The sequence below is a fragment of the Calothrix sp. CCY 0018 genome, from assembly GCF_963920925.1.
GTDB lineage: Bacteria > Cyanobacteriota > Cyanobacteriia > Cyanobacteriales > Nostocaceae > Rivularia.
The window spans coordinates 98,741-120,304 of the sequence record NZ_CAWUDI010000013.1; the positions used below are offsets into that span (position 1 = coordinate 98,741).

Annotated in this window: 17 protein-coding genes; 12 read left to right on the top strand and 5 right to left on the bottom strand. The window is 37.4% G+C overall.

The genetic code is table 11. The features are described 5' to 3' along the window. Positions 1–713: 713 nt before the first annotated feature. On the top strand, positions 714–1,427 hold the full coding sequence (locus tag ACM03V_RS11805; RefSeq protein WP_414620976.1) for a CAP domain-containing protein: 714 nt from the start codon (positions 714–716) through the stop codon (positions 1,425–1,427). 104 nt (positions 1,428–1,531) lie between these two features. Here the strand turns inward: ACM03V_RS11805 and ACM03V_RS11810 are convergent, their stop codons facing one another. The 3 genes from ACM03V_RS11810 to ACM03V_RS11820 form a co-directional block, all read right to left on the bottom strand. Then, a complete protein-coding gene (locus tag ACM03V_RS11810; RefSeq protein WP_414620977.1) occupies positions 1,532–3,031 on the bottom strand; it encodes a S8 family peptidase in 1,500 nt (499 codons plus the stop codon). 700 nt (positions 3,032–3,731) lie between these two features. Beyond that, entirely contained in the window at positions 3,732–6,731 is a 3,000-nt protein-coding gene (locus tag ACM03V_RS11815) for a C2 family cysteine protease (protein WP_414620978.1), read from the bottom strand. Positions 6,732–7,945: 1,214 nt separating this feature from the next. Further along, on the bottom strand, positions 7,946–10,129 hold the full coding sequence (locus ACM03V_RS11820) for a S8 family serine peptidase (protein ID WP_414620979.1): 2,184 nt from the start codon (positions 10,127–10,129) through the stop codon (positions 7,946–7,948). A 785-nt stretch (positions 10,130–10,914) separates the two neighbouring features. Here ACM03V_RS11820 and ACM03V_RS11825 point away from each other — a divergent pair. From ACM03V_RS11825 to ACM03V_RS11855, 7 genes are all read left to right on the top strand, one after another. Continuing rightward, positions 10,915–11,691 carry a TIGR00297 family protein gene (locus tag ACM03V_RS11825; protein ID WP_414620980.1) on the top strand — a complete coding sequence of 259 codons (777 nt, stop codon included), beginning with the start codon at positions 10,915–10,917 and terminating at the stop codon, positions 11,689–11,691. Positions 11,692–11,902: 211 nt separating this feature from the next. Beyond that, positions 11,903–12,661: a peptidylprolyl isomerase gene (locus ACM03V_RS11830; protein ID WP_414620981.1), complete on the top strand. Its 759-nt coding sequence runs from the start codon at positions 11,903–11,905 to the stop codon at positions 12,659–12,661. Then, positions 12,610–15,294, top strand: coding sequence for a type I secretion system permease/ATPase (locus tag ACM03V_RS11835; RefSeq protein WP_414620982.1), 2,685 nt, complete (start codon positions 12,610–12,612; stop codon positions 15,292–15,294). The genes ACM03V_RS11830 and ACM03V_RS11835 overlap by 52 nt, the downstream gene beginning before the upstream one ends. A 367-nt stretch (positions 15,295–15,661) precedes the next feature. After that, the gene (locus ACM03V_RS11840) at positions 15,662–15,889 is read left to right on the top strand and encodes a type II toxin-antitoxin system Phd/YefM family antitoxin (protein ID WP_414620983.1); all 228 of its coding nucleotides are present in this window, start codon (positions 15,662–15,664) and stop codon (positions 15,887–15,889) included. Further along, positions 15,886–16,107 carry a type II toxin-antitoxin system VapC family toxin gene (locus ACM03V_RS11845; RefSeq protein WP_414620984.1) on the top strand — a complete coding sequence of 74 codons (222 nt, stop codon included), beginning with the start codon at positions 15,886–15,888 and terminating at the stop codon, positions 16,105–16,107. The genes ACM03V_RS11840 and ACM03V_RS11845 overlap by 4 nt, the downstream gene beginning before the upstream one ends. Positions 16,108–16,536: 429 nt before the next feature. Next, entirely contained in the window at positions 16,537–16,767 is a 231-nt protein-coding gene (locus ACM03V_RS11850) for a hypothetical protein (RefSeq protein ID WP_414620985.1), read from the top strand. A 222-nt stretch (positions 16,768–16,989) separates the two neighbouring features. Continuing rightward, positions 16,990–17,202 (top strand): hypothetical protein, encoded by a 213-nt coding sequence (locus ACM03V_RS11855; RefSeq protein WP_414620986.1) that lies wholly within the window; start codon positions 16,990–16,992, stop codon positions 17,200–17,202. A gap of 194 nt (positions 17,203–17,396) precedes the next feature. On the opposite strand, the gene ACM03V_RS11860 is transcribed toward ACM03V_RS11855, so the two are convergent. After that, the gene (locus tag ACM03V_RS11860; RefSeq protein ID WP_414620987.1) at positions 17,397–18,074 is read right to left on the bottom strand and encodes a response regulator transcription factor; all 678 of its coding nucleotides are present in this window, start codon (positions 18,072–18,074) and stop codon (positions 17,397–17,399) included. A 251-nt stretch (positions 18,075–18,325) separates the two neighbouring features. On the opposite strand from ACM03V_RS11860, the gene ACM03V_RS11865 reads away from it, so the two are divergent. Next, positions 18,326–19,594 (top strand): ATP-binding protein, encoded by a 1,269-nt coding sequence (locus ACM03V_RS11865; protein ID WP_414620988.1) that lies wholly within the window; start codon positions 18,326–18,328, stop codon positions 19,592–19,594. Here the strand turns inward: ACM03V_RS11865 and ACM03V_RS11870 are convergent. Next, positions 19,591–19,878, bottom strand: a complete 288-nt coding sequence (locus tag ACM03V_RS11870) for a Mo-dependent nitrogenase C-terminal domain-containing protein (RefSeq protein ID WP_414620989.1) — start codon at positions 19,876–19,878, stop codon at positions 19,591–19,593. The two genes, ACM03V_RS11865 and ACM03V_RS11870, sit on opposite strands and share 4 nt — an antisense overlap. 554 nt (positions 19,879–20,432) lie before the next feature. Between ACM03V_RS11870 and ACM03V_RS11875 the strand changes: the two genes are divergently transcribed. The 3 genes from ACM03V_RS11875 to ACM03V_RS11885 are packed head-to-tail and all read left to right on the top strand — an operon-like array spanning position 20,433 to position 21,404. Continuing rightward, positions 20,433–20,822 carry a 6-pyruvoyl trahydropterin synthase family protein gene (locus ACM03V_RS11875; RefSeq protein ID WP_414620990.1) on the top strand — a complete coding sequence of 130 codons (390 nt, stop codon included), beginning with the start codon at positions 20,433–20,435 and terminating at the stop codon, positions 20,820–20,822. A gap of 39 nt (positions 20,823–20,861) precedes the next feature. After that, complete coding sequence (locus tag ACM03V_RS11880) at positions 20,862–21,041, top strand: hypothetical protein (RefSeq protein WP_414620991.1); 180 nt, start codon at positions 20,862–20,864, stop codon at positions 21,039–21,041. 9 nt (positions 21,042–21,050) lie between these two features. Next, positions 21,051–21,404: a DNA methyltransferase gene (locus tag ACM03V_RS11885; protein ID WP_414620992.1), complete on the top strand. Its 354-nt coding sequence runs from the start codon at positions 21,051–21,053 to the stop codon at positions 21,402–21,404. Positions 21,405–21,564: the final 160 nt, after the last annotated feature.

A 21,564-nucleotide genomic window follows, 5' to 3' on the forward strand; every position in this document is an offset into this window, starting at 1 on the left:
ATAGGAAAAGGTTGTTTGATTTATTACGCTGCTGGTTGATCGTTCAATTTGTTCCTTTTTATTCAGTTTTTAGTTCAAAGCGGGTTTAATACGCCCCGCCGTCAATTGGCGTGCAAGCCGCAAAGCTCGCCACGGGGATACTCCCCGTGGCAGACTTTGCGTCTGGGGTTTCCCCATCCAATTGCCAGCGGTGGAGCGGTGGAGCTAGAAGCACCGACCATTCACGGCGGTCAGCAGCCAACTAACCCTTTTTTTTCCAAGTTGCTTGATTCAGTCAGAATAACTTCATTCTATTCTCAGCAAAGTCACCCTTGTAAATATCTATTCATCAAAGTTACAAAATATATATAAGAAATAAATCTTTTTTCCGGACGTACTCAAATGTTTCTAAAACCAAGAATGTTTAGATAAAATTCATATACATGGAATAGTTTATCCAGCTTTTAGCTTTTAGCTCAAAGCGGGTTTAATACGCCCCGCCGTCTATCAAATTGCCAACTAATAGTTAATAGCTAATAGCTAATAGCTTTTAATTATCATTTTATTATCCAAATTTAGCTTAATAAAAACCTGGCTTAAGAGCAGCATTTCATTGTTGCTAAGTAAGTAGACAGAAATAAATACAGCTATATTGCTCCCCTGTCATGATTACAATTTTCAACACCAACCTATTTATTTAATACTGAGATTTTAACAAAAAGGTATATATATATATGCGATTATCTCTATGGGTTACTTTGCCAACATCTTTATTAATAGCCTCTTGCTGTAAATTTTTTCAAATTAATCCCTCTTGGGCAGAGTTATCAGATGAATATAAAGTTACTTTGGTCAAAAAATCTAGTCCAACTTTATTAGCACGAGCCAGCTACCTCTCGCAATTAGAAAAAGAGGTAATTATGGAAATGAATAAAGTGCGGGAAAATCCTCAGTCATATATCCCAATTCTGAAAAAGTATAAAAAACGCTTCCGAGGAAATAAGGTCAAAATTGGTAAGCGCAAATATATGATGACTAGAGAAGGAGTTGCAGTAGTTGATGAAGCAATTGCCTTTCTTTCTTCACAAAGTCGTGTTAACTCATTACGTCCATCCAGAGGAATGTCTTTAGGGGCTAGGGACCATGTAAATGACCAAGGTAGTACGGGGGGATACGGTCATTATGGCAGCGATAAAAGCGACCCTTTTACCCGCGTTAATCGGCATGGCAAATGGGGACACATTGCTGGAGAAAACATCGCTTACGGTTACAGCACTGCCCAAGATATTGTTATGCAGCTAATTATTGATGACGGTGTACCCGATCGCGGACATAGGAAGACTACGTTTAACCCAGAATACAATATTGCTGGAGTCGCTTTCGGGAACCACTCCGTTTATAAAGTAATGTGTGTGATTAATTACGCTGGTGATTATGAAGAATTATAAGTTTATGTAGGAAATAGGTAAAAAGGTTCGTAGTAGCGCTTCAGCGCATCTGGAACTCGGATGCGCTGAAGCGCTACTACAAACCTTCCCTTACCCCTCATCCTCTAAACCAAAATTTCATCTTCTTCAAGCATACTTTCAACATTAGTACTAAATATCCGATTATTTTGACTCAACAAAGTATTTTGCTCATAGGTAAAAAACTGCCGTTCAAAAAAAGCATTTGCAGACTTGTTAATGTCTGTAAAACTTCGAGTTATATATTTACTACCAGAACTATATTCAAAGTTTTCGCGGGATAAATTTGAAATTAAACTTAAACCGGGGAAAAAATCGCCAAAATCCGGCAATAAAGGCATATCTGGACTATCATCACCCGATGTTTCCTCAAGAATCTGTCGTATTTGGTTATTATCAAGGCTCGGATTTGCACTTAACATTAAAGCCACCACTCCCGCAATGTGAGGAGTTGCCATAGATGTACCGCTATAAGAATCATATTTATTATCTGGAAGTGTAGAGTAAATATCTACTCCTGGAGCGGTAACATATGTCAACTCTTCGGAACCCGCACGGTTAGAAAAATTAGCCAGACTTTTATCTTCATCTATAGCTCCTACAGCAATTCCATATCGATCCGCATAACGAGCCGGATATAGAGGCATTTGCCCGCCACTATTTCCTGCTGCCATCACTACAGTAACTCCCTGTTCGCTGGCATATTTTACCGCTTCTTCTACCTCAAAAGTAGGTAAAGAACCACCGAGTGAAAGGTTGATTACATCTGCTCCATTATCCACAGCATAGTAAATACCGTCAGCAACCGCAGTGTTAGAGCCAGAGCCAAAATCATCTAAAACTTTGACTGGCATTATTTGAGCATCGTAAGCAATACCAGTTACACCAAAACCATTATTTTCTCCGGCGATAGTACCAGAAACGTGGGTACCGTGCCCATCTACATCTAAAGTACTGTTATTATTACCATCAAAGTTCCAGCCATAGAAATCATCTATATATCCATTCCCATCATCATCCCTACCGTTATCAGCAATCTCGCCGCTATTAGTCCAAATATTATTTTTTAAATCGTCATGATTGCGATCGACACCAGTATCTAACACCGCAACTACCACACCCTCACCCGTGTATCCTTTTGCCCATACTTCTGGGGCATTTACAGCATCAGCACCCCAATTATTGCCTCCTGTATCGGGAACATCATCAAAAGTGTCTTCTCCAATAACTTCAGCTACTGCTTCCGCTGCATTTGCTAAACCATAGCCATTATTAGAACTGTATGCCTGACTATCAGAGGCATGAAAACTAGTTTTGCGGAAATTATTATTCAAATTATTCTTCTGGGGAGATAATTGAATTTTGCTGTCTGTGATGGTGATGTCGGAGTTATTCAGATTAGGTTGTATAGATGATTCAGCCGTACTCACAATTAAATTATCAGTATAAGAATCAAAACTACTACGATTCAAAAGACTAAAATCATTTAGGTTTAAATTATCATTTAATTCATCTATCGAGGTGATAGCAGTGATACGATTTTTTTTTTCAGGAAACAAATTACTATCACTAAAATTAGCGTGCATAAACTTATACCTCAAATAGATAAATATATATTTTGATGGCAGCATCAATCGTGAAAAATCTCAAATAATTCAGATATAAAGCTGCAAAAAATTTCTGTTTCAATATATTTACTATGAAATAAAAATTAAATTTGCCAATTATTTTACAATAACTTTATTTAGTAGGTGTTTATTGATATTGATCGACAGTTAATAAGAAAAAAAGATTTAATTACAACAAGTTTAAAGTATAAAAATGTATGTGATAAACGTTTTATTTTTTTCAATATGTTTATTTATTAAAAAAGGTTCGTAGTAAGCGATTTATCGCTTTGCTTCATCTAAGCTCGACTTTATCCATTTTTTAGTAACGCTCAAGCTGATGCTAAAAGCTTTGTGGAACAGTAGTTTTACTTTTTCGATTTTACCGAGAATCACAAAGATGGAAAAAGTCTTTGCCAAAAAGCTAGGATTTTGCCGTATCAAGAGAACCAAGTTCTTAATTTTGGATAAAGTCGAGCTAAGAGGATGGGCGGAAAAGTATTCAGTTTTACTTCAGGCACCTCGGAAACCTAACCCCCCTGCCCCCCTTCCCTATGAGGGAATGGGGGTAATAAGCCTCTCTCCTTCTAGGAGAGAGGTTTGGAGAGAGGTTCCCAGATAGTTATTGACGCATTCTTACACTCTCTAAGGCTCACTACGAACCTCTACTACCTATTTTTTAAGTAGAAACTACATTAGTAATGGTAGAATCCCAATAGCTAAAGTTACTACTAACTTCACCCCAACTTAATTCTAGAGTTCTAGATTTTAAAGCATTATTATCGGTACTCCAAGGATTCAATAAAGTGAATTTTTGAGTATCATTATTGTAATCTACTAAAGCGTAAGCATGAGAATTGACAATATTTGATGTAGTACCGCTAGATTTTGAACCAAACCCGATAATTTCACCAGAATTAAAACCTTTAACTACCAGATCAAAGTTCAAAATTTTACCTAAAGACGATCTTTTTCCAGTAATATGCTTGAATGCGTCGCTCAAATATCCAGCATTACCAATACCGTTGTATGAATTGGTATTATCTTGATTAATCCAACCTGATTCATTAAGTTGAGCATAAGCTTTTTCAGCAAGTGCTACCCATAATTCATTGTTAACATTGTCATGGCGATCGCCTGCATTTGCATATACGAAGTTACCAATATTATTAGTAGGTAAGTATCTGTCTACAGTTACATAATCGGCAACTCCCTTATTGTAGAAGCGAACCGTAAAAGTGCCATCTCCATTATCGATAAACATATTTTGAATAATTTCCGGTGACTGTACGACAGTTGCACCTAAACCAGCTAAGAAGAAACAGTTATTGATATAGCCTTGTCTAATGTCATCATGACTGATTCCATTTTGGTACAGAAAACCTTCTGCATATTGATAAGTGTGAGAAGTCTGGGCACGCTCGCTTCCTAAAAACCACTTGTTTATTAACTTGTCTAGTTGAACGTCGCTGCTTCCATCCTGCAAATTACCCGATTTATTTGCAGTGTCACCGTAAACAACCTTGCTTGATAACACTCTTATATAATCGGCCATTCCTAAATCAGAAGCATTATCAACTATGGTGCGTAAGTCTGTAATCTCAGTAGAATCTACAGCACCGTTATCCTTTGCATCCCGAAGTATAGCAATCATGTCATTACGATCTAAATTTCCATCTAAAAATAACGACTTACTTAATGCACGTATGCTTGTATCTTGAATATTTTGATCGAACCAGTTTTGTTCGGGTTGCGGTATGGGAGTGCGATCGACAATTTGGAAAGATTTTTCCCAACTATTGCTGTAACTATCTGCTCGATCGCGAGTTCTAGCCCACAACACGTAATCACCAGCTTCTAAAGAATCAATAGTGTAATCAAAGCTGAATGAACCATCTGTATTCTTACGGAACTCCACAGCATCAGCAATATTTTCCCAGCTTCTATCGTCTTTCTTCAACCAAAAATCAACTCTGGTTAAATCATCCATACCGTTAGCATCAAACACTTTGCCATTAGTAACGCGAACACCACCTTCAATAGCTTCGATGTCGAATTGCAAATCTGAAGGTTTAACATTTTTAACGTTGAAGAAAGTTGTTAAGGCATCTCCAGAAGCACCGCCTTTATCGTAAGCTGTTGCTTTTAGTTGATAATCTCCTTGCTGCAAGCTATTTATACTGTAGTCAAAACTAATGGAACCATCCTGGTTTTGATTAAAATTGAGAGCATCTTGAATCTCAATCCATTCGCCATCTTCTTGCTTAAGCTCAAACTCGATTCTTTCTAAGTCATCCATGCCATCTGCATCAAATACTCTTGTATTATTTAGCTCAACTCCTCCATCTATTTGCTTGAAGTTGAAGTCGAGTTGACTGGGCGCTGCATTACCGATGTTAAAAGACTGCTGCCAGCTATTACTGTAACTATCTGCTTTATCGCGAGTTCTTGCCCACAATATATAATCACCTTGCTCAAGGGACTCAATGCTGTAATCAAAGCCTATAGAACCATCTTCATTTCTGCGAAATTCAACAGCATCCTCAATATTTTGCCAATTTTCACCCTGTTTTTTCAACCAAAAATCCACTCTGCTGAGATCGGTTGCACCATTAGCATCTAATACTCTAGTCTTTTTAAGACGAACACCACGTTCAACAACTTCGACTTCAAAGCGTAAATCGGAAGGCGCAGTATTCTTAACTCGGAAATAACTTTTTAAAGTTTCACTAGCAGCACCAGCTTTATCGTAAGCTGTTGCTTTCAGTTCATAATTACCTTGCTCTAAACTATTAATGCTGTATTCAAAACCGAACTCCCCATCTCCATTGTCAGCAAAATCGAGAGCGTCTTGAATATCAATCCATTCACCATTCTCTTGCTTAAGCTGAAAATCAACTCTTGTTAAGTCATCTATACCGTTTGCATCATATACGTTTGCATTCTTTAGCTCAATTCCTCCACTCTTAGCTTCGATTGTAAAATCTAGCTTTGTAGGTGCTACATTCTCAAGTTCGGGATTAACAATCTTTTCTACGTCAATAGCTTGTCCCCAACCATTGCTTCTAGCGGCGGAATTATCGGTTGCTCTACCCCATATATAGTATTTACCTTCTTCAAGATTGCTGATATCGTAGTCAAAACCAATTGAACCATCGCTGTTGCTGCTAAATTCAGATACCGTATCCAGCTTTCTCCAGTAACTGCCCTGTTTTTTTAGCCAAAAATCAACTTTTTTAATATCACCAGCACCATCTGCATCAAAAATCTTGGTATCTGTAAGCTTAATGCCACCTTCAATTAGCTCTGTATTGAATTGAAACTCTTGAGGTATATAGTTATTTTTAACTGCCAAGTTGTAAGAGGTAATAGCATCATCCACTTGATGCACCTGAATATGGTACGTACCTATACCTAAAGTTTTATTAATATTTTCATTCTCGATACCTTCGGCAGATGAGTTTGCAATTACTGAACCATTATCATCTAGTAGTAGAACATCGACGTTAGCTGATAGTTCGTTTAATGCAAGACTAAAATTACTGCGACTGCTATTAGTGAAACTATAGTAATCGTCAGTATTATTCAAACTTACTGTATCTTCGATTATTTGCCATGTTTGGGTAATATCTAAAGATGTTGAGGAACCGAACAAGTTCCCCGCATTATCCATTGACATAATAATAGCTGTTTTTTTTAATAGAGTTTATAAACAACGCCTTGCATAGAAACAGGCAAGGTAAGGACTTTATATTGCTTTGTAAATTCCTTGTCTTTTAAATAGGAACTTCTATAGTGCTATTTACATTTCTAAACAGCTAGGGAAAAATTACGTATTAATCAAAATAAAAAATAACCGGATATATTACTTAAATATCAATTTTTTTTAAATGAAGGATACAAACACTCTTAATTGATTTGAATATATTCAGTATTCATTCGACGTTATATAAAGTTATTTCAAAGTTGCTTGATATCTTTTTGCTGCATCAAGACTAAAGCTTAAACTCTTTATCAGTAAGGTTTTAAGAGAATTAACTTTTGCTCCATAATTATTATTCTAGTAGCAAAAAATACAATATAGATCAATAAAAATCTATTGACCGTTATCTATATTTAGTAGTACAACTTTAGTACTTAGGTGGGCATAGATAAATTCAATACTTCCCTTTTCAAATTTTTGCTTGGCAAATAAGTGTCAGATCAAAAAATTTACTATATTCAAGGAAAAATCAAATAAATCCGGAAATAATCGGATAAATAATTATTTTATCTGGTATTTGACGATGTGAATAAGTCGCCGATCGGGATTAGATAAATAAGAGATGAAGAAGAACAATATAATAGACATCTCCGGAAATGAAAAAGAACTGTATACAAACCTCTCCCCGTTAGCGTAAGCGTGCCGCTTGCGGCATAGAGGAGAGAGGCTTTAAAACCCCACTTCCCCCTTTTGGGAAGGGGGGCAGGGGGGTTAGGTATGCGTACAAAATTAAACTACCTAAATGTTTTCCGGAGATGTCTAATTAAAAGCTTTTCCTTACCTTCGCTTTACATTATTCGTGATAATTGCATATTTCTTATGCCCTATTCAAATTTAATCAAGCCGCACTGTATTAGTGAAGAGATGATTACAATAAAAAAAGGCATTTGGTAATCGAGAATATACTGAATTCTTCTTCACCAAATGCCAATTATTAGTTATTTAGCTTTTAGCTTTTAGCTTTTAGCTTTCAGCTATTCTGGGTTTAAATCCCCATCTAATTGCAAACGGTGGAGTGGTGGAGCGGTGGAACTAATAGCTTTTAATAATCAAAAATAAATATAGATGCTACACCTTTATTTGAAAAAAGAATCTTGATAATTTAGCTTGTTTTAGATTGATCGGTGTACCTATGCAAAACCTCGTGCAATAGCCAAAGCCCTTCGTACCGCCGCATCGGCATTGATAAACCCGTTACCGTAAAATGCGTCATAGCCTTTATCACCTAAATCGTAAGCAGTTTCGGAAATAATTGCTTTTATTTGTCCGGCACTTAAAGCCGAATTAACGCTCCATACTAATGACGCAACTCCGGAAACGTTTGCTGTAGAAGCTGAAGTTCCATTAAATTTGTCGTTGTAGCCAAAAACAAATTGACCTGAATCATTACGATCTGCACTGGTGGCAAGAAACTCAGATGGAGCAGTTACGGTTAAACCATCACCGTAATTTGAACCCCACCAATTATCATAAGAAACCCTTTCACCTGGTGTTTTAGCATTGCCATACCAATCTTGAGTTCCCCAAGAAGAACCCACAGCCACCACATTACTGTACTTCAACGCTAAATCTGCGGGATTGACAATACTATTGCTATTGTCATTACCAGAAGCAATTACAAATAAAGCTTTATCCTGGTTGTCTGCAATAAGTTGTTCAAATTCTACTGAATAACCACCAGCTAAGCTGAGATTAACTACCAGACGTTTACCTTGAGCGTTGGCTTTGTCTATCATGGCTTGCGTTGCTGTCGCCAAGTTGTAATCTAAAGCATCTTCCCCAACAACATCGACGAGCATTAAATCGGAGTTCCAGTTGATACCTGCTCCTCCTTTTTTGTTATTGCTTTTAGCTGCAATACTTCCTTGAACTAAAGTTCCGTGAGAAAAATCACCCCACTCATCGAGATAGTTTTTACCGATAAAATCAGCTTTACGTAAATCTGGATGAATGTTTCCTTTACTATCAGTTCCCAAACCCGTATCTTGGATACCAATCATCACATTATCGGTACCTGTAGTAAAGCGCCATGCATTATGAACGCCCATTCCGTGCAAATTCCACTGCTTGCTAAATTCAGGATCGTTAGGAGTTACTGATAAATTGATCGTAGTATCGGCAAATTTTATTGCTTCAATACCTTCAAATAAAATCTCACTGCCATCACCAAGCGTTAATGCATCAAATATTCGGTTGCCATTCCCGGAATTGTAAGCGATACCTCCATTCGGATCGGTTGCATAATTAAAGGCTGCCGAAGTTGAAGCAAATAGGGATAGATCGATGAAATCCCGCGCTCCACTACCATAATCAACATTACCGTTACCCGAAAAAATTGTCCGACTGTAACCAGACTCGAATGTAAAGGTATCGGCTCTTAAAGTTCCTGCTTGGTTGCGAATACCATCTGCACTTTGAGGTATGGTAGCTGAAGTCGGAATCGGCGAAGATATTACTTGAGATGCGGATACTGCTTCATTAGCAATAGAAGTAGGATTCGGCTGGCGTAATGCCTCCGGCATCAAGCTTTGCTTATCGCCTTCGTTTACAGTTGTTTTTGATAGTAATGCACTTAAATCGAGATTGTAAAAAGTCTCGCTGTTGCTGAAGGAATTCACCTTTACGTAATAAGTTCCAGCTTCTAAAGTTTGAGTAATTTCCTCCAAAGCAGTACCAATATTAACCGAACTTCTCAGAATATTTCCTTGACTCGACAGCAACCACAAATCGGCATCAGCACTCAAACCGTCAACTACAACTTTAAAGTCACTGGTACCAGCAAGATTAAACCTGTAATAGTCGTCGGAATCTAGTTTGCCTACCCAATCGCTAATACTTTTGGAAAGGGAATCGACAGCAACTTCACGAGCATTATCAAAAGTATTTCCCGCACTGTCAAAGGGCACTGCTGAAACACTTAAACGATAATCAGTTTCTATATTGCCGTAAGGATAAACTTCAACATAATAAGTTCCAGCGGCTAAATCCGTGTGAATAGACTCAGCGAGTTTACCTCCATTATTGGAATCAGCGATTGTTTCGCCTTTATCGAATTTTCCATTAGCATTTTTATCTTGAATCAGCTTTACGTCTGCATCTGCACTTAACCCATCAAGGGTAAGATTAAAACTGCTACGTCCTTTCAAACTGAAACGATATAAATCATTTGCTTCAAAACTGTTTACCGTATCAGTAATTGTTTGAATAGTAGTATTAATACGTAGCTGACTTGCTGAATCTAAAAGTTTTATTGGGAAAGTTTCTGGCATATTTATCAAATCCGAAGAAACGGTATTTATTCGTTCAATATCCATAATTACTCTTTTTTTATGTAAAAAAAGAGACTATGTGTCTACTCTAACCTCAAAACTATAATAAATTTACTTAACCTTTATGAAAACTTTTAATTAACAAAATTGTCTATCTAGAGAAAATACTCAGATTTTTCTTTTTGCAATAAAAATTATAGACTTATTTTACTGTTAAGTATTTTCGTTACTCAAAGTTATTTATTGCTTATTTTTAGATATCGATAAAATTAGAACCTATGCATAAATGGTAGAGATGAATTATACCTTATATCGAAGCTAGTGCAAAATATCTTTATGTATAATTTGGTCTTTTACTTAATTATTACCTCTATTGTGTTCGATAATACGCTGCGATTTGTTGCTCCCTCGAAAGATAAATATTTATTTAATCTGTTAATATAATAGATTTATGTGTATGTATGCTGTTATTTGCTGGATTAATTAAAGTAAAATTTAATCGAAATAAATCCAAAAAAATAATCTAGTTAAATATAAAAATTGCTTTTTTACCCTGATTTCGGAGTAAAAGAACTATATTTATGAATTTTTAATCAGGCAATGCATAAATAGGCATAAATATTTTTAGTTAAATGTAAAATTTACTCTTGACATGGCAAAAGTTTTGTAAATCGTAATTGTGAGGAAGGAGTAGAAAGCAGGCAGTAGAAAGTAGGAAACAGAGAAGGAATGGGGAATAGAGTAAAAAGAGGTTGATATTGTAACTTGGCGTATGTACGGTTAATTGCAATACTTAATGATGTTAAATAAACATTAGTAGAAAATAACTGATGCTGTCTTCATACGATTTTTTTAATCCCTGGCTCGTAGCAGTGGGATTGAACGCCGTACTTTTAGGTATAGTTTGGCTGGTGCCAAAAAAACTGCTTACTCCTGCTGGAATACTTAATGCCTGGTTGCTCGGTGTTTTGATTTGGGGAACGCTTGGCTGGAGCGGATACGCAGTAGTTTGCGCTTATTTTATAGTTGGTTCTGCTGTTACCCGCATCGGCATGGCACAAAAAGAAGCTGAAGGAATTGCCGAAAAGCGTTCCGGTGCAAGAGGCCCAGAAAACGTTTGGGGTTCGGCTTTTACCGCAGCTTTATGCGCTGTGGGGATAGGAATTATTAATTTGTGGGGAACAAGCGAAACGGTTTTTCTCAGTTCGTTACTAATCTTGGGTTACGTCGCGAGTTTTTGCACTAAACTTTCGGATACTTGTGCTAGTGAAGTTGGTAAAGCTTACGGTAAAAGAACTTTTTTGATTACTACTTTGCAGCCAGTGCCCAGAGGAACCGAAGGTGCTGTCAGCCTTGAAGGAACCCTTGCCGGAATCGTCGCTTCCGTGGTGCTGGCAATGCTTGGCTGGGGAGTTGGTTTAATTGATGTGTGGGGTATTATATGGTGTGTATTGGCAGCATTTATTGCCACTAATTTAGAAAGCGTGATTGGAGCTACTTTGCAATCCCGATGGCAATGGTTAACTAATGAATTAGTTAACGTTCTCAATACCTTTATAGGAGCTGCTACTGCGATGCTGTTTGCCTGGATTCGGGCAAATATTTAAAATATAATGTTTTCTTACATAAAAAGTTGTTAGAAAATCGGTAACTCTACAATTATTTATACGCAGCATTTATCAAGATTTGTTGCGCTATTGCTGTAAGACAACTTTTCATTCTTCGTAGCAGTATCCTTCCGCTCGTGTCAGTTGAATGCGATTGATTTTTATTTTTTCGCTGTATATTTTTTAAGGTATTTTCGTTCGTATTAACTTTATGGAATCTTTATCGTTTTTAACTGTTGATGACCGATCAATTTCGGTAAAGCAGGCAGTACAATACTTACAAATTAGTGGAAAATTAGGTCAGTTTATTCGGGATATTCTACGTCAGGATGTAATCGAACAAGAAATTGCCGCAAGAGAAGAAATTGAACTTTCTCCCGCCTTAACCGAACAAGCAATTATTGATTTTCGGCTCAAGAATGGGCTGAGCGAGCAACAGAAGTTTCAGGATTGGTTAAACAATAGCGGTACCGACTATGGGACGTTTCACTCAACAGTTGCTTTTGGGTTTAAGTTAGAGAAACTTAAAAGTTTAGTGGCAGAACCAAAACTTGCAGAATACTTTATTGAAAGAAAGATTTTTTTGGATCGGGTGGTACTTTCTCGGATTATTGTTGATAATCGAGAGTTAGCTGAGGAGTTACACACCCAAATCGAAGAAGGAACTGGTTTCGAGCAGCTAGCTAGGGAATATTCCCTTTCTGATGACAAGATTGTCAACGGCATGATGGGGCCAGTGAGTCGCGGAACAATGCCGGATAGACTTCGAGCAGCTGTAGATGTAGCTACTCCTGGGGATATTTTAGGCCCTGTAGAACTAGAAGAACGTTATGGATTGTTTCGCGTCGAACAGCTCCTACCAGCATCGTTAGAAGATACTCAACTTAAGCAAGCACTACAAAATGAACTGTTTGAGAAATGGCTAGCAGAGAAAATTCAAAAGCTGACAGTCAAACTACAAGTAAAATAAATGTTTCAAATAATCAATCATTACAAGCCACGGTTTTAGCTTCCCCAGCTTGGAACCAACCACCTTTATGCTGGCTGAGTGACGAGCAGAAAACCTTGTTGCAACAATCGGACATTCTTGATTTTCGTTTAGGAGAGAAAATTTGGTCGCAAGAAGTAGTTGGTTATCAATTTCTGATCGTTTCAGGTAAAGTTCGTCTTCGCGAAGAAGGTATTGGTAAACCAATAGCCGCCTTAGAACCAGGACAATGGTTCGGCAACTTAAATAATTATCCCACAGAATGTAAAGCTGTAGCAGCTAGTAAAGAAGTTTTAGTGCTGCGTACCAGTACAGATTTATGGGCAGAATTATCAACCCCGCAGATTGAAGAGTTTTGGCAAGGAGACAAGGGGACAAGGAGACAAGGGGACAAGGAGACAAGGGGACAAGGCGAGAATGTAGAAACAAATTCCCCCCATCCCCCCATCTCCCCATCTTCCCCTCCCCCCCTCTCTCTTCCCCATCCCATCACATCCGGCTATCCCTTCGTCTCCAGTGCGAACAGTGCTGCTGCTTGCTTAACGATGGTGGCGCAGTATTGGGAAATTTCGGTGAAGTTGGAATGGGTACAGCGTCAAGTGCGATCGCAACGTCCGAAAAATGTTGTGGAAGCTGCCGAGAAGCTGGGTTTGGTGCTGCGGAGGTTGCAGGTTGATTGGGATGATTTACAAAAACTTTCTTTTCCAGCTTTATTGTTATGGGGTAATTCGGAACAAGCTAATTGGGTGGTTGCTTATGCACGTAAAGGCAATAACTTAATTGTTGCTAATCCGCAAAACCCCGATTTTGCTTGCGAAAGCGTATCCCGTGAACAACTGGAAAGCTTTTGGAATGGTTATTTATGGCAAGTAGAACAAACCCAAAAACAAGAAAGGTTTAACTTAAGTTGGTTTTTACCCGCAGTTTGGCAATACAAAGGTTTACTTACAGAAGTACTGCTGGCATCCTTCACCTTACAGCTGCTGGGATTAACCACACCACTAATTACCCAAGTCATCATCGATAAAGTCATGGTGCAAGAGAGTTTGGCTACTCTCGACGTAATGGCGATCGCACTTTTATTAGTAGCGGTATTTGAGTCGTTGTTGGGGATTCTACGTTTATTTATTTTCACCCATACAGCCCGTCGTTTGGATTTAAGTTTATCAGCGCAGTTATTTCGTCACTTGATGCGCTTGCCTTTATCTTATTTCGAGTCGCGACGGGTAGGAGATACGGTAGCAAGGGTTCAAGAATTAGAACAAATCCGTCAGTTCCTTACGGGTACGGCATTAACTGTAGTTCTTGACAGTATTTTTGCTGTCGTTTACCTAGTACTAATGTTTTACTACAGCAGTACCCTTACCTTCGTAGCGTTGGCAGTACTACCATTATTTGCCATCTTAACCCTGACAGCAACACCAATTTTGCGTAAATGGCTGAACGAAACATTCAACCGTAGCGCTGACAGTCAATCATTCCTCGTAGAAACAATTACGGGAATTCATTCGGTAAAAGCACATGCTGCCGAACCTGCAACCAGGGATAGATGGGAAGGTTTATTTGCTCGCTTTATTCGTACTGGTTTCAAAGCTTCCACAACTTCCAATATCAGCAGTAACATCGGCGACTTTCTGACCAAATTCTCCAGTCTGTTAATACTTTGGTTTGGAGCCAAATTGGTTATTGATGGTAACTTTACCGTAGGGCAATTGGTAGCTTTTCAAATGCTTTCCGGAAGAGTTACCGGGCCTTTATTAAGATTAGTTCAACTGTGGCAAAATTTACAGCAAGTACTGTTATCGGTAGATAGAATCGGCGACATTCTTAACGTCAACCCCGAAGCAGAACCAGGAACCGGATTAGTACTACCATCCCTCGAAGGTGAAGTCACATTCGATCAAGTATTCTTCCGTTACAAAGCCAATACCGAACCAGTTCTCAAAGGGATTTCCTTTCACGTAGAACCCGGTCAGTTTGTCGGTATAGTCGGACGCAGCGGTTCCGGTAAAAGTACGCTTTCAAAACTATTGCAAAGACTTTATCAAATCGAATCCGGGCGCATTTTAATAGATGGATTCGAGCTTAAAGGCGTTGATTTAGCTTCCTTGCGGCAGCAAATAGGCGTAGTTTTACAAGAAGACTTTTTGTTTAACGGCAGCATCCTAGAAAATATAACTTTAGGAAACCCCGAAATCACCGCCGAACAAGTAGTACAAGCCGCCAGAATGGCAGTAGCTCACGACTTCATCAGCGATCTACCTCAAGGCTACGAAAACAACGTCGGCGAAAGAGGTACCGCATTATCCGGCGGGCAAAGACAGCGGGTTGCTTTAGCCCGGTTATTCCTTTTACAAGCACCAATATTAATTTTGGACGAAGCAACAAGCGCCTTAGATAGCGAAACCGAGCAGCAGGTATTGCAAAACTTACAAAATAGCACCCAAGGAAAAACGGTATTTTTAATCGCGCATCGTTTTGCACCATTGAAACGCGCCGACATGATTTTGGTAATGGAAAAAGGAATTATTGTTGAAAGAGGAACCCATGATGAATTGTTGCAGAAAAAAGGATTGTATTATTCCCTTTATCAAAAGCAGCAGATGAACGTTTAAGGGAGTTAGTGGTTAGTTGTTAGTTGTTAGTGGTTAAGAATTTTGTAGGGTGTGTAACGGCTTGAATATTTATTGATAGAAACTTTAAAGAAGGAAAATGCCGTTACGCACCATTGAATTGGGGAAAAAACGACCACCTCCAAGAAAAATCGCCCGCACCCTCGAAGGGTGGGGCTACATTTACGAAGCCCGTCTGCACGGGCTAATAAGTTAATTAATGTTATTTTTTTTAATCAATTCATTTACCAGTCCTATTTATAGGACTTATGCTTTTAGACTGGGACTTGCAGTCCCAGGCGGATATCAACGCAGTCCAATAATTATGACAATAGTATATTATTAATTGAAATCAATATAAAAAACAGCAATGCATAAGGTTAATTTAAAAGATGCTCAAACTCAACTTGCGGAATTAATCGAAGAAGCCGCAAGTGGCAAAGAAGTGATTATATTCCGCAATGATGGAACATCGTTTCAAATTGTGCCAGTTGAAGCAGAAAAGCCATATCCTAAATTTGGTAGCGCAAAGGGTTTAATTGAAATGTCGGATGATTTTGATGAGCCGTTGGAAGATTTCAAGGAATATGCTCCATGAAATTGCTTCTTGATACTCATACATTTTTATGGTTCATTGGTGGAAATCTGAATTTGAGCAGTACAGCTAGAAACGCGATTGAAAATACAAATAATCAGCGATTTATCAGCATTGCAACTCTTTGGGAAATATCTATTAAAATTAGCATTGGAAAACTGAAGCTGGGACTTGAATTTACAAAAATTGTGGAACGAGAAGTTTATGGAAATGCAATATAAATACTGGAAATATTACCGGAGCATTTAGACGAGTTAGTAAACTTACCTTTTCATCATAAAGACCCTTTTGATAGACTGATAATTGCACAAAGTTTGGTAGAAGGGATGACTTTAGTATCAAAGGATGCAGCATTCGGGAATTATTTTGTAGAGTTGTTGTGGTGAATTGTTGTGAAATACTTTCCTATTTTTTCGTAGCTTTTATTGTAGATTATGTCTTGACTGTGTTCTGCATCAATGGAGCTATCACCTTTTAAAATAAGAAATAAGAATTAAAAACATGAACAAATGACTACATTATCAACCACCCCAAAAACATCACCTAAATTAAATTATGATGTACTAATTGAATAAGCAGATGGTAGCGTTAGCGCAACAGTATTAGGTTTACCAGATTGTCAAGCAATTGGTGCGACTAAAGAAGAAGCATTGAAAAATCTAACTCAACTTCTGACTCAGCGTTTGGCTAATGCTGAAATCGTTTCTTTAGAAATTGAACCACCGAAAAAAGAACATCCTTGGATGAAATTTGCTGGTAAATATAAAGATGACCCGCAATTTGATGAGATGATGGAATATATCGAGCAAGAGCGTCGTGAAGATTATGCTCGAATGGAAGAAAATTATTGTAATTTAGATACTGAGAATGAAGCGAATTAATTCGTTTGTTAGAGAAAATTACTGATTAAAAAACCGCAGAGACGCGGAGAGCGCAGAGGAAAGAAATAAGGAGAAATACTCTTCCTAAACAAAACATTTAAAACATCCGAAATAATACTTAAATAATTGTATTTTTTTAGCATTGTACTTGAATTTATCTTTACGGTTGAATAAAAAAACTACACCTTCGGGAATCCAATTATCTTGTATTATTTCCCAGTTATGGTTAAATATCAGCGCTTAATTAAACAACCTTTTATACTTTTCCCTTTAACGTTTCTGCTAATCTTTTTTGTCTGCTTCCCTTGGATAAATGCCAAAGAAGCACTAAAGCCGAAACCGCAACAGTGGCAGATTAACGGTATTTTGGCTGCTTTGGATGATGATTATGACCGAGTAAATTTTATCGGTTTGTTAGCTTATGGTGACCGCTAGGTCATAGCCCACGGATAAATCCGTGGATTAGACATAGGCGAAGCCCCTAAATTTTATTTATGGGGCATTAATTACGAATTACGTAGCTTGCGTGGCACGTTAGCGTTCACGTTCACGAAGTGTGCCCGAAGGGCATAGTGCGGTTCAGCGTGTCCGATAGGACATAGTGACATATTACGAATTACGAATTATACTCACTCCCTTAATACATACCCAACCCCCCGCACCGTTTTAATCAATCGCTTCTCATCATTCGCTTCCAATTTCAACCGCAAATAACGCACGTAAACTTCAATAATGTTGGAATCTCCCATGAAATCGTAACCCCAGACTTCTTCGAGGATTTTGTCTCTGGTTATGACTTGTCGGGGATGTCTGAGTAAATATTCGAGTAAGTCAAATTCTTTGGCTGTCAATTCAATTAATCGTCTATCTCGGTAAACTTCCCGAGTACTGCGGTTTAATTTTAAATCTTCAAATTCTAAATTATCTTCGCTATCTTCGTTGGATTTACTGCGAATGCGTGCCCGTACTCTTGCCAATAGCTCTTCTACACTGAACGGTTTTACTACATAATCATCCGCACCCGCATCCAAACCAGCAACGCGATCGCTAACTTCGTCTTTAGCAGTTAACAAAATTATCGGCACTTTATCCCCGGTGCTTCGCAATCTCCTGCAAATTTCTAAGCCAGTCATTCCGGGTAGCATCCAGTCTAAAAGGATTAAATCTGGCTGAGATTCCCGTGCCATAGTCAATCCAGTTAATCCATCGTTAGCAACGCTAACCTGATAACCTTCAAAACCTAACTCTAATTCTACAAATTTTGCTAATTTAACTTCGTCTTCAACTAGTAAAATGTGCGCTGTCATAAAAGTAAATTATTCTAAATATATAAAATTGTCCGACCTGTTGATTCTATGTATATATCATGAATCATTTTGATAATTGATGTTACAATAAGTTCGCTTTTATTTTAGGAAAAATATTGTATATTATTTATATTTATTTTATGGGAAAAAGTATCGAAACAGAGCATAAAAATACTAGTTTTCATCAAGAAAGTATTATAAAATTCAAAAAAATTAATAATACTATTTAAATAAAGAATTAAGGAAAATATATGTTAATAGAATCTCAAGCTTCGCAGCAGAAACAGCGAACTTTAGAAGTTTTATCGTCTCTTAGTTATCGCAATGGAGAGCTAAACAAATTTTTACGAGAAATTGCGATAGGTGTTAGTAAGCTAATTACGATTGATTGGTCTGTAGTTACTCTTTGTCTGGGGGATTTCGATAAGATTCTTGCTAGCAGCGTAGAACTAGATGATTATGATACTACTTATTCTTTGCATGGTGTAGTAACTGGAACGGTAGTAAAAACAGGAAAAAGTCTTACAGTTGATGATACCAAAACTTGCACCGAACATGGTGCAGTACCGGAAGGATATCGTTCTTATTTAGGAGTTCCTTTACGCACTTCTCAAGGAGAAGTAATCGGTACAATTTGTTCGTTTCATCAGCAACCGCGCAAATATAATTCAGAAGAACTTGCTATTGTCGAATTATTTGCCGAAAGAGCAGCAACTGCAATTGATAATTATCAACTTTATCAGCAGCAATGTAAATTTAATGAAATATTAGAAGCGGAAGTTGCGAAAAGAACGCAGGAATTAAAAGCAGCACAAGCCTCACTTATTGAAAAAGAACGTTTGGCAGCGATTGGGGAATTTGCTTCGGGTATTATTCATGAAATTCGCAACCCTTTCACTACCATGAAAATGGGTTTGACTTACTTTAAGAAAACAGATAAATCCGAACCTTCTCAAATGCGAGTATCTTTAGCATTAGAAGAAGCAGATAGATTAGAAAGATTGTTAAAAGAAATCTTGCTGTATGCAAAACCTCAAAAACTAGATTTACAAGCAATCGATATAAACAAATTTATTGCCGAAATGTTGGAATCGCTGCGAATGATTCCAGCAGCAACTCAACGTCAGATAGAATATTATCCCCCATCAACTCAGTTAAAAGTAATGGGAGATCAAGATAAGCTCAAACAAATTATAATTAATCTTGTTCGTAACGCTTGTGAAGCTATAAGCGTAGGAGAAACCGTTAAAATTCACCTTGAAAAGATCGAAAAATTTGAAAATAATTCTAATGAACAAAAAGAGTATATATCAATTAACATTTGCAACGGTGGAGAACCCATACCGCCAGAGGTTTTACCGAAATTAACTCAGCCTTTTTATTCGACAAAATCCTCTGGAACTGGATTGGGGCTGGCAATAGTTAAACGCATAGTAGAATCTCATAATGGTGAATTGTCGATCGAATCCAACGCAGAAATAGGAACAACAATAAGCGTAAAATTACCAATTTGTTCTTAGCAATAAGCGGTAATATCTTCACCACATTCATCAGCAAGATAGCACAAAGCTTTAAAGCGTAAAGTCACAACTTGCTCGTAAAGAGGATTTAACTTACACATTGGAGGAATGTGAAATAATTTGCGTCCAAAAACTATGATATCGCGTTCAAAAGGACACTGTGCGGGAATAAGTTTGCACAGAGAATGAGCTAATTTAGGATTGCGAATTTCTTGAGAATCCAGCCATTGACGAATAGGAGAAAGAAAATCGGATTGAGAATTGTTTTGAGTAAAGCTTGTCATGATTTTTACTTCTATTATTTAATAGTAGAGCCAGGAACTTTAAATCCTTTTCTATATATAAATAGGTGCGGATTTAATCAGTTATGCATAACATTCCAACGAACACCTATAACTACATACAGCTATTTGAGGGTTCCGGATATTTCAACGAGAAAATAAATGTCAAACAATTAACGTATTTTGAAGAATGAATTCTATATAATTCATAAGTTTATTTAGTTGACGAATAAATAGTTATTTAGATATTTATGAATTTATCTATCAAATTTATATGAGTTGTAAAGCCGTTTCAATCAAAGATGATACATACCAATAATGTAGAGACGTTGCACTGCAACGTCTCCCCGTATTTCAATTTGTATCAAAAATATAGAATTGCATAATAATTTTAGCTCTTGAAAAACTAAGAACTGATAATTACTTATTCCCCATTCCCTGTTAAGAGTTCCCTATTCCCCGAACTACAAAAGCATCGATAAGATAAGATAACAGCGTAGACACATGGCTGTTTGCCGAATATCACCTAATAACCAGCAACGAAGCGATACTTAAAGATGCCCAAGTGGAAACTTGTTACCGAATTTACCTTTGATAGCGCCCATTACATCAAAGATTATGATGGCCCTTGCGGTAGGATGCACGGGCATAGTTATACAGTGAAAATAGAAGCAATTAGCAGTAAACTACACTCTTCAGAATTTTGTCCTCATCCGGTGATGGTTGCCGACTTTAGAAGCTTACGTTGGGCAAAAAAAGATGTGACAAAAGGAGGATTAGATCATTGTGTTCTTAATGAAGTGATGCCTCCCGAATATGAAACTACGGCAGAAATGATTGCTAAATATATATACGACGAAACCAAGAAGAAATTACCAGAAGGGGTAAAAATAAAAGTTGCGGTATCGGAGACGGCTAATTCTTGGGCTGAGTATGAGGATGATTGAGGGGTTTATAGTGAAAACAGTAAATAAGAAAAATATCCAATGCCACCTTTCCAGCTTATCTCCCCGACAACCGCTAAAAATAATAATTTAATTGAAGTTTATCAAAGTAATTACGGTACTCTCTACCAAGGAGATTGCCTAGATTTTTTATCTTCTATTCCCGATGAAAGCATAGATATTCTATTCGCAGATCCACCTTTTAATCTTGGTAAAAATTAGGGTAAAGGTGTGAGCGATAATCTCAAAGATAACGAATATCTTACATGGTCAAAAAACTGGTTAAATGAAAGCGTTCGCATACTAAAACCAGGAGCTAGTTTATTCGTTTTTAACTTACTTAAATGGTGCATTGAATATGGTGCATATCTCAACCAAAAAGGTATGTTTTTTCGTCACTGGATTGCTTGTAGAATGCCGAAAGCTTTTCCCAGAGGTAAGCGAATGTCTCCCGCTCATTATGGTTTACTTTATTATACGAAAGGAGAACCGGCAGTTTTTAATAAAGTCTATACACCAATACAAGTTTTGATAAAAGCAAACTTATATTTACCGATTATTAACTGTTTCCAAATAACCTTGTAAATATTTAACCCATTTTTCGGTAACATCAGCCAAGCAGCTTTATTTAAAATAACTAATTTAACTATTTAATTTTATACCTTAATTACAAAGGCTTGCGTATTTACTTTCAAAAAAATATGTCCTATTGGATTAATAATAATTAAGTTTAATAACCATCTAA